Genomic DNA, 15,900 nt, shown 5'->3' with positions numbered 1-15,900 from the left:
CGTTTTTTAGAATAACAAAACCCTATTTTGTGTAATAAACAAAATAGGGTTTTTAAATTTTGATTAATCGGTGTCTACAAGTTTAATATAATAAGATATCAATTTAGCAAGTTTTCCAAATTCGTATATTCCTCAATAGCGTGTAGTTGTTGTGATTTTCTTTTTTTTAGGGAGAACAAAGAATGGCCAACAGCCCAATCAATGATTAAATTTAAAAATTTAATACTATAGCCAATCTCTAAATAATGATGAACAATAGTCTTGTTTTGAGAAATGCTTTCTAAAGCTATAGTAAGATAGATAGGATAGAAATACAAAGCTTTCATTTTTATCAACTTATTTTCAGTTAGTTCAATTATGCGCCATTTGTAATTTACTGTTGTTTCATCAACAATTTCTTTGAAATAAAGAATACTTCCAAGTTCTTTCTCTGTTCTTTTAATCACTGCAAATTCCTTGTGTGCCGGGTGCCATTGGCAATATTTTTCCTTGTCAAGATTAAGAAGGAATTTATAAATAAGAGCCTTATTCTTTTTTACCTCTATATCTGTTAACAGGTGAATCATTAGATACTTTTTTATGGTTTAAAAATTAAATGATTTTATTTCTATTGTAATTGTATTCATTGGAAAATGAGTTCTGATAACATCGTTTTCTTCTCCTTGGTATTTATCGGTAAAGAGTAAAATGACCACGAAGTCTTCTATTGTCTTTTGGGGTATTTAGAATTATTTCGTACCAATAATCACCGGAAGGCAGTTCAGCACCATTGTATCTTCCGTCCCATTTTTGATCGTAATTATTGGTTGTAATGGTGCGCCCGTATCGGTCAAAAATAGTATAGGTTAGGTTTTTGTTGTTGCCTAAGCAGCCCGGAGCCCATTCGTCGTTTATGCCGTCACCGTTTGGGGTGAAATAATTGAGGATGCAAATGTCGTTTTTAATAGCGTATTCAAAATATTTCGAAGTGGAGGCAGTACATCCATTTTCATCGGTAACGGTAACGGTATAGAGGCCGGATTCGGTAATGATAAATCTGTTGGATTGACCACTGGAGCTTCCATTTAGGGAATATTCATATTTTGAAGTTCCTCCACTTGCTTTAGCTACAATTTCATTTTGTTCGCCTTCTGTTAAGGTTAAAGTTAGTGGATTTGTCAGGTTACTTATTTTTACTTCAACATTCAGAAAGTCGCTTTCTGTATTAGAAACACTATCCTTTTGCTTAAGCTTATAAGTTGTGTCAGCGGTCAGGACAGGAGTTGTGAATACAGAACCTTCATAAAGTAGATTTGTCCCGGTAGTATCGTACCAGTAAAAAGTTGCATTAGGAACTCCTGTAGCGGTAAGGGTAGCGGTTGTTTTATAACATATTGTCGTGCCAGGTGCAACTGGAATTGCAATGTCTTTTTTAGGAATGTATTCAAAATACTTTGTAACGGTCGTACTGCATCCATTTGCATCTGTAACCGTAGCCGTATACGTGCCGGATTTATCAATGGTGAATTTGTTGGAGGGTCCACTAGAGCCTCCGTTTATGGAATATTGATATGCTGGTTTTCCTCCACTTGCGTTTGCTATGATCTCGTTTTGGTCATTTCCTGTTAGCGTTAAAGTTAGTGGATTTGCCAGATTGTCTATTTTGACAGTAACGTTTACAAAATTGCTTTCACAATTAGAAATAGTATCTTTTACTTTCAGCTTATAACTTGTATCAGTTGTAAGGATAGGAGTTGTAAATACCGGTCCTTCATAAAGCAGATTTGTTCCTGTAGCATCATACCAGTAGAAAATTGCATTAGGAATTCCAGTTGCTGTAAGTGTGGTAGCTGTTCCGTTACATATTGTTTGGTCAGTTGCTGAGGGAGGAGCAATAGAGGCGGTGAAATTTACAGCATCCAGAAAATTACCAACTGTTGGGTCTCCGGTTGAAGTTGATATCGCTTCGAAAATAAAACGGATTTTGGTGAGACCTTTTGGAATCTGATAAGTGCCGGTGTATAATTTCCATGCCGTACCTGTTGAGGCTGTCATAATAGTAGTATAAGGACCTCCGGGAGGGCCTGCTTTTAGTGCCATTTTATCAACACCACGTCTACCCATATGAGCAAACGAGTAATTAAAGTATGTTGTGGTTGAGGTATCATAGTCTTGATACAAACCTGAAAACTGATAGGCGTTAAGTTCTACAAATTGTCTTCCACTGTATGCGTATTTCCCCTCATTGCCATTAGCCCAAAACTCTATGATGTCATCAGTAGCTGTTGTTCTCCAACCAAGCAAAGAAGCTGGAAGTTGGTTTTGGTTGATAAATTCAAGACCTTGAGCAAAAGCAGGGTATTCAAAATCTGCGTTTATGGTTTCAACCGTACATTGACCATTTGCTAAAGAAGACAGCATAATTAGAGTAAAGACTACAAACGTTTTTGTGAAATTAACCTTCTTCTTTGAATCCGTTTTTTGGTTTAGTATATGGAATCCGCTGATAGCTGTATAAAAAGACATTTTTACCATAAGAGTGAATTGGAAGGGAGTAAAATGTTCTTTTTTTGCTTATTGCTAAAGCTTTATAACAAAGCGAAAAAGGTTTACAGATTCTGGAGTACAAACGGTTACGTTTTACTATCCCTGCATTTTTAAGATTGAACGACTAGTGAAAATCTATTCAAAATTATTAAGACTCAAGCGTAGATTTGGTGTACAATCAATACTTGGTAAACTCGAAGTAATAGGTGGAAGAGTTCAATGAAACTTTGGATGTTCCGAATGCTACAGCAGTCAATTTTAGAAATGACTACGGGAGTGAAGTAGGATATTTTAAAAATCTAAATACTCTCAGGTATAATATTTTAGGGAAAGTTTTTCAGCAGGAAGGGGAGAGCTGTAATGATATCAAACAAACCTCTGAAGTTCTTCTTTGTATTCGTTTGTCTGATGAAATAAATAAAATTGTAAAAAATTAAAGAGGCTTAAAGCCAACATTAAAAAAGTTCTGTTACTTACATTGGTAATAACAGAACTTTTTAATGCGTTAAAGTGACTAATGGTATATATAATCTGAAACTTCATCGACAATTTGCCATTTTCCTTTCACTTTCTGCATGATTATAGTTTTGTTTTCATGAATTAGACCTTCTATATCACCAGTTGATCCACGCGAAAAGTGAAACAAAACATATTTTTTGTTTTTATAAAAAACAGGGTCAGATATTGAGAACACAAGTCCTGGTTTATTTTCATATTTATCCAGAAATTTTGTGTTCCACATTCCCAATCTATTTTCAAAAATAAAATCAAATCCAGGAAAATCTTTTGGTTTCCAGTATTTTTTAATTGTGTCATTGGAATAAGTTTCAAGCATAATGTCATAACTTTTTTGATCAAATAACGAACTTCTGTTGTTTTCCTGGACTTCAGCAGTTTTGTCCCCACCATAAAATATGCGTAAAGCATTGCGAAGATCTGCTTTTTCTTTTATGATAATTATGCTTTCATTATTTGTAATTTTTGTTTTAAGGAAAGTATTAATTGATTCGTACCTGTTATGGTTAATAGAGGAGCATGAAAGTAGTAATGCCTGAAATACTATTAAAATTAAGATCTTTCTTTTCATAATTGTCTTCTAATTACATGGTTTTCCTTCGGGATTTTGGTTTCCTCTGGATTTGTTTCTGGCTTCTACCGTTTTACGTTGCGCAATTCTGTCCTTATCAGCAGCTGATAGTTTAGCGTTATAAATTGGAGTGCCTTGCAAGCTACTCCATGCTAAGTCTTTGTACATTTGTTGAGCTGCGCCTGAGGCAACAGGTGTTCCGGTGTTAAATTCCTGTAAGGCAGAAGCCATTATGTCAACATAGCGATTTGCAATTTCAGCATGATGTGCATCAGCCATGTCATTTGTCGGAGATCCGGGATTAGTGCTTCGTACATAAGCTTCAAATAAAGTTGGAAAATCGGATAACGAAGAATTTCCGGTTGATTTTTGTTGATCGATAATACTTAAAAAATAAGCATGTATTATTTCGTGAATGAGTGTTGTTGCTACCGATAAATCTGTTGGAGGTGAGTTTGGTTCTGAATCTATAACTCCATTTAGATAATCTTGATTAATTGTAATTTGATAATTGTTATCAGACAATTTGATGGTTTGCCCAAAAACAGATGGGCCTCCTAATACCGGTCCTTTTTGCATAGTAACATCATAAGGAGAGATTGGACCTCCAAAACGTTGTAACATCTTGGTAATGTCATTTTGTTTTAAATTTTTTAGTTTTTCAAGAGCTGATTTTCCGCAAGGGTCCAGATTGTTATCTTTAATTTGTTCCACTCTATTCCAATTTGCCGATCCGCCACTAGAACCACCACCAATTGGTACTATTGGAGGATTTACAGGATTTGTAATAGGATTAGGCCAGGGATTACCGCCGGGACCAGTTACAACTACTTCGTTTAGTTTGATCGCGCCTTCATCTCCATGGCAGTTATTGCAAACACCCGCTCCACTTGATTTCGAAAAAAGATTATTACCATTGGCTATCCCTTGTTTATAACTATCCTTTCTCGTTTCCATGGTCTCTAAGTTAGTAATTCTTACTTCACCGGTAAACGATTCCAATATTTTGTGTGTGGCTATTTTTTGCAGATCCTCTATTTCTTGAGAGTCTTTAAAATCAAAGCTCCATAATTTTCCCGTAATATTATAATCATTGATTTCCAGAATAATTTTTTGCAAAAGAAAAGAGTTGGAAGATTTTACTGGAATAATAGCAACAAAAGAAGTTTCGGTGCTTTGCTGATAAAGGGTAGCGGAGTTCCAAAGTACATCTTTTTCACTGATAGTGTGTTTTGAACTTAACCATTCTTTTGAGCGGATAAGTAATGCTGATTCCTGTTTTTCAATACTGGTGTAATCATTTTCAGAAGAACAACTGAAGATTAGTAAGCATAATAGAACAATCGTTAACAGATTGTAAAGGTGTTTTTTCATGAGGTTATTTTTATTAAAACTGAATAAATTTAGAGCAAAAATATTTAGAAGATTTTTTATAAGAAAAAATATATGATTTGATATTTAAAGAATAAAATTGTACGGAAAAGCCTCTAAAAACGACATAGGATGAGTTAGAAAAGATGGATTTAAGAGACCAAAAAATGCGTTTTTGATTAAAAATGAGACATTTGTTCATTTAACATCCCTTTAGTTTTAATGGATAAAAAGCAAACTAAAAAAAATACTATCTTTACCGATCAAACGTTTATGAACTTAAGTCGCGTTTTTGCGACACTACATATATAATTATGGCATGTACAAGTTGTTCAACCTCAGATGGTGGCGCACCAAAAGGTTGTAAAAATAATGGGACTTGCGGCACCGATAGCTGCAATAAATTGACGGTTTTTGATTGGCTCGCAAACATGAGTCCGTCCAATGGAGAGGCGATTTTTGATTGTGTTGAGGTTCGTTTTAAAAATGGACGCAAGGAATTCTTTAGAAATTCAGAAAAATTAACGTTAAGTATTGGTGATATTGTAGCAACTGTTGCTTCACCGGGACATGATATTGGAATTGTTACTCTGACAGGTGAATTGGTAAAAATTCAAATGAAGAAAAAAGGAGTAAATCCTGAAAGTAATGAAGTTCCTAAAATTTACAGAAAAGCGTCTCAGAAAGATATTGATATCTGGTCTGTAGCACGTGATCGTGAAGAACCAATGAAAGTTCGTGCACGTGAATTGGCCATTCAGCATAAACTGGAAATGAAAATTTCTGATATTGAATTTCAGGGAGACGGGTCGAAAGCTACATTTTATTACACCGCAAATGACAGAGTCGATTTCAGACTTTTAATTAAAGATTTTGCTAAAGAATTCAGTACCAGAGTCGAAATGAAACAGGTTGGTTTCCGTCAGGAGGCAGCCCGTTTGGGAGGAATTGGTTCTTGCGGACGTGAACTCTGCTGTTCAACCTGGTTAACCGATTTTAGAAGTGTGAATACTTCGGCCGCACGTTACCAACAGCTTTCACTGAATCCTCAAAAGTTGGCAGGACAATGCGGAAAACTAAAATGCTGTCTGAACTATGAGTTAGATACTTACATGGATGCGCTAAAAGACTTTCCGGATTACGATACCAAATTGGTAACCGAAAAAGGAGATGCTATTTGCCAGAAACAAGATATTTTTAAAGGCCTGATGTGGTTCGCCTATACCAATAATTTTGCGAACTGGCATGTTTTAAAAATCGATCAGGTAAAAGAAATTATTGCCGAAAACAAACAAAAAAACAAAGTTTCTTCACTGGAAGATTTTGCTATTGAGGTAACTTCTGAACCTGAGAAAGACTTTAACAATGCAATGGGGCAGGAGAGTTTAACCCGTTTCGATCAGCCAAAAAGAAAGAAAAAGCCAAGTCGTAAACGCAAACCAAATGCTGAGAATGCAGTTGTGGCCGCTCCGAACAAACCGCAGCAAGCCAATAATAATAATAATAATACAAACAAACCGGCTGGTGGCAATCCGAATAAATCGAATAAACCACACAACAAACAGAATCAATCGAACAAGCCCAAAAATTCGAACGATAAAAAGCCAGCCGAGCCAAGAAAACCTATAATTATTACTAAAAATGAGAATAAAAAGTAGTGGAATTCTTCTTTTGTCAGCAATACTTCTTTTTTCGTGCGATAAAAAAAGAGTATTTGACGAATACAAATCTGTTGGAAGTGCCTGGAACAAAGACAGTATTGTAACCTTTGATCTGCCGGTTTTAGATTCTACCAAAAGATACAACCTGTTTGTAAATTTGAGAGACAACAACAATTATCCGTTCAATAATTTGTTTTTGATTGTAGCTATCGAAACACCAAGCGGTTTTACCAAAGTGGATACTTTAGAATATCAAATGGCAAATCCCGACGGTAGCCTGATGGGGAATGGCTTTACAGACATTAAAGAAAGTAAACTGTTTTACAAAGAAAACGTAAAGTTTAGAGGAAAATACAAAGTACATATCAAACAAGCAGTCAGAGAATCAGGTAAAATTCCGGGAGTTCAGACTTTAGAAGGTATTACAGATGTTGGTTTTAGAATAGAACAAAAAGATTAGAAAAATAGTTATGGCTGCTAAGAAAAACAATCAATCCAATAGCGTTAAAGATATTAATTACTACAAAAAGAAGTTCTGGAGAATTTTTGCCTATAGTTTATTAGGAGTTCTTGCCTTCTTTTTATTTGCCTCATGGGGATTATTCGGTTCAATGCCTTCTTTTGAAGATTTGGAGAATCCGGATTCTAATTTGGCCACCGAAATCATTTCGTCTGACGGAGTGGTGATTGGTAAATACTTCAAAACCAACAGATCACAGCTTAAATACTCAGACTTGCCAAAAAGTCTGGTAGAAGCTTTGGTGGCTACCGAAGATGCTCGTTTTTATGAGCATTCCGGAATTGACGGACGCGGAACTTTAAGAGCCGTTTTTAGTTTAGGAACCAATGGTGGAGCTAGTACATTAACGCAGCAATTGGCCAAACAGTTATTTCATGGAGAAGGGTCTAAGTTCCTTCCTTTTAGAATTGTACAAAAAATAAAAGAATGGATTATTGCCATTCGTCTGGAGCGACAGTATACCAAAAATGAAATTTTGGCCATGTATTGTAATGTTTATGACTTCGGAAATTATTCTGTTGGAGTAAGTTCTGCAGCACAAACCTATTTCTCTAAAGATCCGAAAGATTTAACCATGGATGAATCGGCAATTTTAGTCGGAATGTTCAAAAACTCAGGATTATACAATCCGGTTCGTAATCCGGAAGGGGTAAAAAATCGTCGTAACGTAGTGCTTTCTCAAATGGAAAAAGCAAAAATGATTACTACAGCTGAGAAATTGAGATTACAGGCATTGCCAATCGCTTTAAAATTCAAATTAGAAAGTCACCGCGAAGGAACGGCTACTTACTTTAGAGAGTACCTTCGTGATTACATGAAAAAATGGGTGGCTGAGAATAAAAAACCGGACGGTTCCGATTACGATATTTACAAAGACGGTTTAAAGATCTATACCACCATCGATTCAAGAATGCAATTGCATGCAGAAGAGGCCGTTTCGGAACACATGAAAAATATGCAGGAACAGTTTTTTATTGAAATGAAAACCAATAAAAATGCACCCTTCCTGAACATTACTCAAGCTGAAACAGACCGTATCATGATGCAGGCGATGAAAAATTCGACGCGTTGGGCTCTTATGAAAGAAATGGATAAAAGTGATGAAGACATTATTGCGTCATTTAAAGTGAAGACCAAAATGCGTGTATTCACCTGGAAAGGAGAACGTGATACCGTGATGACACCACTTGATTCTATTCGTTATTTCAAACACTTCCTGCAATCTGGTTTAATGGCGATGGAACCTCAAACCGGAAACATTAAAGCATGGGTAGGTGGAATTAATTATAAATATTTCCAATACGACCACGTAGGGCAGGGAGCAAGACAGGTAGGATCTACATTCAAACCGTTTGTGTATGCCACCGCTATTGAGCAATTAAACATGTCTCCTTGCGATTCTATCTTGGACGGACCTTTTATGATTCACAAAGGACGTCACAATGTTACTGCTGACTGGGAACCAAGAAACTCTGATAACAGATACCGCGGAATGGTAACTTTAAAACAAGGTCTTGCCAATTCGATTAATACCGTATCGGCTAAGTTAATCGACAGAACAGGTCCTGAAGCTGTAGTAGAGTTAACACACAAATTAGGTGTAAAAACCGAAATCCCTGCCCAGCCTTCTATTGCACTTGGTGCTGTAGATATTACGGTTGAAGATATGGTGGCTGCCTACAGTACATTTGCCAATCAGGGAGTATATGTAAAACCGCAGTTTTTAAGCCGTATAGAGAACAAAAGCGGTGAGGTGATCTATGAGCCAATTCCGGAATCTCATGACGTTTTAAACAAAGATATTGCCTTTGCAGTAATTAAATTATTAGAAGGAGTTACCGAAACAGGTTCAGGTGCACGTTTGCGTACAGAAGGCGGAGGAAGCGGTGACAATCGTTGGACTGGATACCCGTACATGTTCAGAAACCCGATTGCAGGTAAAACCGGAACCACTCAAAATCAATCAGACGGTTGGTTTATGGGGATGGTACCAAATCTCGTAACCGGTGTCTGGGTAGGTTGTGAAGACCGTTCAGCACGTTTTAAAAGTTTGACTTACGGACAAGGAGCTACAGCGGCCTTACCAATTTGGGGGTATTTCATGAAATTATGTTATGCCGACCCGGGATTACAGGTCTCAAAATCCGAGTTCGAGCGTCCGGCAAACCTTTCTATAAAGGTAGATTGCTACAGCAGACCGGCAGTGGTAAAAGATACGACACAGACTGACCAAAATACAGACGAATTCGAACTGTAGGTTTGATTCTCATAGAATAATAAATCCTTTTGTGATCTTCTACAGGAAGAATACAAAAGGATTTCTTTTTATAATGATGTAGTCTGTCACTCAACAGGTATGTGAGCAGTTCGTTTTCAAAGAATAAAATCGGTTATTTTATTTTTTACGAAATCGTTATAATTTAATCTAAAAATCTTATTTTTATCAAAAATATACAGTAATAAAGACAGTTTGTTATGATTACAAAAAAAGTAAATAACGTTCAGGAAGCTATCGAAGGAATTGAAAGTGGAATGACTATAATGTTCGGAGGTTTCGGTTTATGCGGAATTCCTGAAAATACAATTGCAGCACTGGTAAATACTTCCATTTCAGATTTAACCTGTATTTCGAATAATGCGGGAGTGGATGATTTTGGTTTGGGATTGCTGTTGCAAAAGAAGCAAATTAAAAAAATGATTTCCTCTTATGTGGGGGAGAATGCCGAGTTTGAACGTCAGATGCTTTCAGGAGAACTGGAAGTCGAATTGACTCCGCAAGGTACTTTAGCCGAACGCTGTCGTGCAGCTCAAGCCGGAATTCCCGCGTTCTTTACACCTGCAGGTTACGGAACTGAAGTTGCCGAAGGCAAAGAAGTACGTGAGTTCAATGGAAAGATGCACATCATGGAACAAGCTTTCAAAGCGGAGTTTGCTATTGTTAAAGCCTGGAAAGGTGACGAAGCAGGAAACCTGATTTTTAAAGGAACAGCCAGAAATTTCAACGCTTGTATGGCAGGTGCGGGTAAAATTACCATCGCCGAAGTGGAAGAATTAGTTCCGGTAGGAACATTAGATCCAAATCAAATACACATTCCGGGAATTATGGTGCAGCGTATCTTTCAGGGAGAAAAGTTTGAGAAAAGAATCGAGCAGAGAACGGTAAGACAACGAGCATAATTAGAGAATTAGAAAATATGATAATTAGATAATTATTTGGATTGCGTAAATTTTTTACATTATCTAATTATCTAATTTCCAAATTGACACATTAGAACTATGTTGACAAAAGAAGATATTGCAAGACGTATTGCAAAAGAAGTAAAAGACCGCTATTTTGTGAACCTTGGAATTGGTATTCCAACTCTGGTAGCAAATTATGTGAGAGAAGATATTGCTGTGGAGTTTCAAAGTGAGAACGGTGTTCTTGGCATGGGGCCTTTCCCTTTCGTCGGAGAAGAAGATGCAGATATTATCAATGCCGGAAAGCAAACTATCACAACACTTCCGGGAGCCAGTTTCTTTGATTCGGCTTTTAGTTTTGGGATGATCCGAAGCCAGAAGGTAGATTTGACCATTTTAGGAGCTATGGAGGTTTCTGAAAATGGTGATATTGCCAATTGGAAAATTCCGGGTAAGATGGTAAAAGGAATGGGCGGTGCAATGGATTTGGTAGCTTCTGCCGAAAACATTATTGTTGCCATGATGCACGTTAATAAAGCAGGTGAATCGAAAATACTGAAAAAATGCTCTTTACCCTTAACTGGCGTAGGCTGCGTTAAAAAAGTAGTCACCGAGCTTGCGGTTCTGGAAGTGACTGATAAAGGGTTTAAGCTACTAGAAAGAGCACCGGGTGTTTCTGTTGAGCACATCATCGCATCAACCGAAGCCGATTTGATCATTGAAGGTGAAATTCCGGAAATGGATATAAGATAATTCTGTATTTAAGATAAATTCACATGAAGGCTAGCTTTTAAACGGGCTGGCCTTTTTTGTAGGAAAAAATTAAAGAAAAGTCACCGGGTTTGTTTTTTTCTAAAAGCCTTGTATTTACTGACTTTTTTGGGTTAATGTATTAATTATCAATAGAATAATTATTTTTTGGGCCTGTTTTTTGTGAATTCATCACAGTTTGTTAAATAAAAGTAAATTTAAAGTAAAAAAGATTGTATTTAATCGATTAACGGCAAATTTCACCGATTATATAACATAAATAAAATACTTTTATGTTAAAATAGAGTATTTACTTACGTTTAATATTTTATTTGTAATCCATTTAACCAAACTAAATACCACATTATTATGGACAGAAAATTACCAAAAATCATGGCATCAGCCGTTGTTATTCTTACATTTTCAGTATCAGGATTTGCTCAAAACACAGACAAACGGGTAAGTCAGAAAAATGTATCCGAAAATGGGCAACCAAGCTTAATCACTTTTAGTGATAAATCTACTTACAGAGGAACAGATTACAACACTGTTTTTAAAGAACAATTAGGTTTAAAAGACAATCAGTCTTTTTCTAAAATTAAGATCGAATCTGACAGAGAAGGTTTTACACATGAAAAATTTCAATTGTACGAGCAAGGTATTAAAGTAGAATTTGCCAATTATACACTACATTCCAAAGAAGGAAAATTAGTTTCCATGAACGGAGAGTTTTATGCCCTTCAAAATGTAAAAACAACCCCAAAATTATCCAGTAAAGCGGCTTTCGACAGAGCGGTTGCTTATACAGGAGCAAAACAATACCTGTGGGAAAACCCGCAAGATGCTGCAGCAATGAACTATGAGAAGCCAAAAGGCGAATTGGTTTTATTGCCGGCAATGGAAGAACAGGGTGAAACCAGAAAGTCAGATAAGGTGAGACTGGCTTATAAATTTGACATTTATGCCACCAATCCGGTAAGCCGCGGAGATCTTTATATCGATGCAGAAACCGGAAAAGTTCTGTTTTATAACGCTACCATAAAACACCTTGGTGAATACAGCCACGGAAATAAAGTAAAAACCGCCAAAGCAATAAATCAAAAAGAGGACGTAAATACTAAAAAAGCTTTTGTTGCAGCCAATGCCGCGACACGTTATAGCGGAACGCAGGTAATACAAACTACCTTAAGCGGAGCGTCCTATATACTTGCTGATGCGACAAGAGGTTTGGGAATCAACACCTACAATATGAAAAAGGGAACCAGTTATACAGCAGCCGTAAATTTTACGGATGCCGATAATAACTGGACCGCTGCTGAGTATAACAATGCGAACAAAGACAATGGAGCTTTGGATGCACATTGGGGAGCTGAAAAAACATACGATTACTGGTCAACAGTGCATGGCAGAAACAGCTTTGATAACGCAGGAGCAATTATAAAAAGCTACGTACATTACAGCAATGCGTACGATAACGCTTACTGGAACGGTAGTGTAATGACTTACGGTGACGGAAGCGGAACTTATTTCGATATCCTGACTGCTATTGATGTTGCCGGACACGAAATAGGACACGCTGTTTGTACTTATACAGCGAACCTGGCGTATCAAAAAGAATCCGGAGCGATGAACGAGGCGTTCTCTGATATTTGGGGAGCCTGTATTGAATATGCAGCAGCACCAACAAAATCGATCTGGTTAATTGGTGAAGATATCGAAAGAAGATCAGGGCACCTTTCTTTGCGCTCAATGAGTGATCCAAATTCTGAAGGTCAGCCGGACACTTATGGCGGAACCTATTGGATCAATCCAAATTGTACACCAACAAGCGGTAACGATTATTGCGGTGTGCATACTAACTCCGGTGTATTAAACCATTGGTTTTACATTTTGTCTGTGGGTAAATCAGGTACAAATGATATTGGAAATGCCTATAACGTAACAGGGATTACAATTGATAAAGCGGCAAAAATTGCGTATCGTCTGGAAAGCGTGTATTTAACCGCAAATTCTACTTTTGCCAATGCAAGAACTTCAGGAATACAATCGGCTATTGATTTGTATGGTGCCGGTTCACCGGAAGTTATTGCTACCACTAATGCATTTTATGCTGTAGGTGTTGGAGCTGCGTATGTGGACTCAAATGATACAACTGCGCCAACAGCGCCAACAAATCTTGCTGCTTCCGGAACAACGGGGTCAACAACTAATTTAACATGGACTGCTTCAACAGATAATGTAGGGGTTACGGGGTATGATATTTACCAGGGAACAACTCTAAAAGGTTCGTCTACTACAACCAATTATACCGTAACAGGTTTAACAGCATTGACAGCGTATAGCTTTAGTGTAAAAGCCAAAGACGGAGCAGGAAATGTTTCAACAGCAAGTAATGTGGTAAATGTTACCACTACAGCTGCATCTTTAAACTACTGTAACTCTCAGGGGAACAGTACTGTAGATGAGAGAATTGGAAAAGTAGTATTCGGTACCATCAACAACACTTCAACAGGAACAACCGGTTATGAAAACTATACCGCTATCTCTACAAATGCTGCCAGAGGAACAGCTTATACGATAACAATTACTCCAGTTTGGACTTCCACTGTTTACAGCGAAGGATATGCAGTTTTTATCGATTACAACCAAGATGGGGATTTTACTGATGCAGGTGAAACAGTTTGGACGAAAGCAACCTCTACAGCGGCTACAGCTACAGGAACTATTACAATTCCGGCTACAGCAACACTTGGTACAACAAGACTTAGAGTTTCTATGAAATATAACGGAATACCAACTTCTTGTGAGTCCTTTTCTTATGGACAAGTAGAAGATTACTCGATCAATATCACAGCTTCAGGAGCTATTGTAAATCAGGAAATTGCAGCAGGATTAGTTGAAACTAATGAAACGGCAAGATTTGCATTGTATCCAAATCCGGTTGTTGATGAATTAAATGTTTCATTAGCAGATAATACAGGATATACTTTCAGAATTACAAATACATTGGGTCAGCAAGTGAGCTCAGGAGCCCTTTCAGGAAATCCGATTGATGTGAGAACTTTAAAAACAGGACTTTATGTTATCGAGTTGAATAATGGTACTAAAAGAATCGTTAAGAAATTCGCCAAAAAATAAAAATGTTAGTTTAAAAAACGAAAAGCCTCGCAATTTGCGGGGTTTTTTTATGGAGTTCCCCAATGTAATTTTTGTATGTCACGGTTAGACCGCTTTTTGTAAGTTTGTTTGTTTAGTAATCCTAAAAAAGATCATGATGAAATTATACTTATTGCTTTTTTTGTATGCCATTAGTTTTAGTAGCTTTTCTCAGAACAACGTGCTGGTTTTTCAATCTGATTTTGGGTTGAAAGATGGAGCCGTATCAGCAATGAAAGGAGTGGCAATGGGAGTTTCAACAGATTTGAAGATATTTGATCTGACGCATGAAATTCCGGCGTTTAATATTTGGGAGGCTGCTTATCGCTTGTCGCAAACCGCGCAGTACTATCCCGCAGGAACTGTATTTGTATCCGTTTGTGATCCGGGAGTGGGAACCGCAAGACATTCTGTAGTTTTACGCACCAAATCAGGACATTATTTTGTGACTCCCGACAACGGAACCTTAACTTTAATTGCAGAACAATTAGGAATTCAGGAAATTCGTGAAATTGATGAAGTAAAAAACCGTCGACAAAACTCAAATGAATCGTATACTTTTCATGGACGCGATGTATATGCTTTTACCGGAGCACGATTAGCCTCAAAAACGATTGCATTTGAAGAAGTAGGGGCTAAGTTGCCTAATGAAGTGGTGAAAATTGATTATCAGAAACCGGTTTTAGAAAATGGAGTTATTAAAGGAGGTATTCCGGTTTTGGATATTCAGTATGGCAATGTATGGACAAATATCGATAAGAAGACCGCTGAAAATTTAGATTTGAAAGCAGGAGATATTGTGAAAGTTCAGATTTTTGATGGTGCTAAAAAAGTATACGAAGGAAAACTGAAATTAGTCCATACATTTGGTGAAGCAGCAATTGGTACAGCTGTTTGTTACTTCAACAGTCTTTTAAATTTCTCGCTCGCAGTCAATCAGGGGAATTTTTCAGAAAAGTATAAAGTGTTTAGCGGAGCCCATTGGAGTATTTTGCTAAGCAGATAAAATAAAAAACCGCCTAACTAGGCGGTTTTTTTGACTTTATAAATTTTGCTGTCGGACAATTTCAGAGGAAATACGGTTTTAAATAAAACTTATATTTTCTTATCCGTTGCGCTTATTGTAAATTGAATGAGGCTCCTAAACTAAAAGTTGCCTGATTGTTTAAATGATCAAATACATCGTTGTTATTTCCGTATTTTGCAATTGGAAATCCAATTTCTGTGAAAACACCAAATCCGTCCGTAAAGAAATAACGTCCGCCAACATGACCTCCAAAGTTACGCAACCCTAAACTTAAACCAGGATAAACATCCAATTGTTTAACCCCAATAACACTGCTTAGGTTAGCATTAATTCTGGCTTTAGCATCAAAACGATCACTAAACTTCGGTTTTAAATCAGTGTATGGCGTTGGATTGTTATGATAGAAACCATTAAAGTTGTCTACTCCTAATAAATAATTGGCTACAAATCCAAAAGAGAAATTTTCTCCAAGACCAAAATCTACCGAACCCTGAATTCCGGAACCACCATTTTGTATGTTAGCACCAACATTCACTCTAATGTCTCCTTTTCCTTTAAAAGCCTCTTGTGCTTGTGTGAATCCAAATGATACTAAAAACAAAAGTGTAATTACCTTTTTCAT

13 protein-coding genes are annotated in these 15,900 nt (G+C 37.0%); 8 read left to right on the top strand and 5 right to left on the bottom strand.

The genetic code is table 11. The features are described 5' to 3' along the window. Positions 1–98: 98 nt before the first annotated feature. The gene (locus B0A80_RS00760; protein ID WP_089076082.1) at positions 99–566 is read right to left on the bottom strand and encodes a hypothetical protein; all 468 of its coding nucleotides are present in this window, start codon (positions 564–566) and stop codon (positions 99–101) included. Between the two features lie 103 nt (positions 567–669). Beyond that, the gene (locus B0A80_RS00755; protein ID WP_165769205.1) at positions 670–2,505 is read right to left on the bottom strand and encodes a T9SS type B sorting domain-containing protein; all 1,836 of its coding nucleotides are present in this window, start codon (positions 2,503–2,505) and stop codon (positions 670–672) included. Between the two features lie 227 nt (positions 2,506–2,732). On the opposite strand from B0A80_RS00755, the gene B0A80_RS00750 reads away from it, so the two are divergent. After that, positions 2,733–2,963, top strand: coding sequence for a hypothetical protein (locus B0A80_RS00750; RefSeq protein ID WP_070906302.1), 231 nt, complete (start codon positions 2,733–2,735; stop codon positions 2,961–2,963). Between the two features lie 77 nt (positions 2,964–3,040). Here the strand turns inward: B0A80_RS00750 and B0A80_RS00745 are convergent, their stop codons facing one another. Together B0A80_RS00745 and B0A80_RS00740 are read right to left on the bottom strand one after the other, a co-directional pair. Next, on the bottom strand, positions 3,041–3,613 hold the full coding sequence (locus B0A80_RS00745; RefSeq protein WP_089076080.1) for a hypothetical protein: 573 nt from the start codon (positions 3,611–3,613) through the stop codon (positions 3,041–3,043). Between the two features lie 9 nt (positions 3,614–3,622). Beyond that, positions 3,623–4,987: a hypothetical protein gene (locus B0A80_RS00740; RefSeq protein WP_089076079.1), complete on the bottom strand. Its 1,365-nt coding sequence runs from the start codon at positions 4,985–4,987 to the stop codon at positions 3,623–3,625. 311 nt (positions 4,988–5,298) lie between these two features. Between B0A80_RS00740 and B0A80_RS00735 the strand changes: the two genes are divergently transcribed. The 7 genes from B0A80_RS00735 (at position 5,299) to B0A80_RS00705 (ending at position 15,257) form a co-directional block, all read left to right on the top strand. Next, on the top strand, positions 5,299–6,642 hold the full coding sequence (locus tag B0A80_RS00735) for a PSP1 domain-containing protein (protein WP_089076078.1): 1,344 nt from the start codon (positions 5,299–5,301) through the stop codon (positions 6,640–6,642). After that, positions 6,626–7,105, top strand: a complete 480-nt coding sequence (locus tag B0A80_RS00730; protein WP_017495853.1) for a gliding motility lipoprotein GldH — start codon at positions 6,626–6,628, stop codon at positions 7,103–7,105. Before B0A80_RS00735 ends, B0A80_RS00730 begins: the two co-directional genes overlap by 17 nt. Positions 7,106–7,115: 10 nt before the next feature. Then, positions 7,116–9,422, top strand: a complete 2,307-nt coding sequence (locus B0A80_RS00725; RefSeq protein ID WP_089076077.1) for a penicillin-binding protein 1A — start codon at positions 7,116–7,118, stop codon at positions 9,420–9,422. A gap of 218 nt (positions 9,423–9,640) precedes the next feature. Further along, positions 9,641–10,342, top strand: a complete 702-nt coding sequence (locus B0A80_RS00720; RefSeq protein WP_017495855.1) for a CoA transferase subunit A — start codon at positions 9,641–9,643, stop codon at positions 10,340–10,342. Positions 10,343–10,441: 99 nt separating this feature from the next. Further along, complete coding sequence (locus tag B0A80_RS00715; RefSeq protein ID WP_089076076.1) at positions 10,442–11,098, top strand: CoA transferase subunit B; 657 nt, start codon at positions 10,442–10,444, stop codon at positions 11,096–11,098. A gap of 366 nt (positions 11,099–11,464) precedes the next feature. Next, the gene (locus B0A80_RS00710) at positions 11,465–14,233 is read left to right on the top strand and encodes a M4 family metallopeptidase (protein ID WP_089076075.1); all 2,769 of its coding nucleotides are present in this window, start codon (positions 11,465–11,467) and stop codon (positions 14,231–14,233) included. Between the two features lie 133 nt (positions 14,234–14,366). Next, positions 14,367–15,257 (top strand): SAM hydrolase/SAM-dependent halogenase family protein, encoded by an 891-nt coding sequence (locus B0A80_RS00705; protein WP_165769204.1) that lies wholly within the window; start codon positions 14,367–14,369, stop codon positions 15,255–15,257. Positions 15,258–15,369: 112 nt separating this feature from the next. Here B0A80_RS00705 and B0A80_RS00700 read toward each other — a convergent pair whose 3' ends face one another. Then, positions 15,370–15,900, bottom strand: a complete 531-nt coding sequence (locus tag B0A80_RS00700) for a DUF6646 family protein (protein ID WP_017495859.1) — start codon at positions 15,898–15,900, stop codon at positions 15,370–15,372.

This window comes from Flavobacterium tructae (genome assembly GCF_002217475.1).
Classification (GTDB): Bacteria; Bacteroidota; Bacteroidia; order Flavobacteriales; family Flavobacteriaceae; genus Flavobacterium; species Flavobacterium tructae.
The sequence above is the reverse complement of the archived record's forward strand: the minus strand, read 5'-3'. Positions and strand labels throughout refer to the sequence as shown.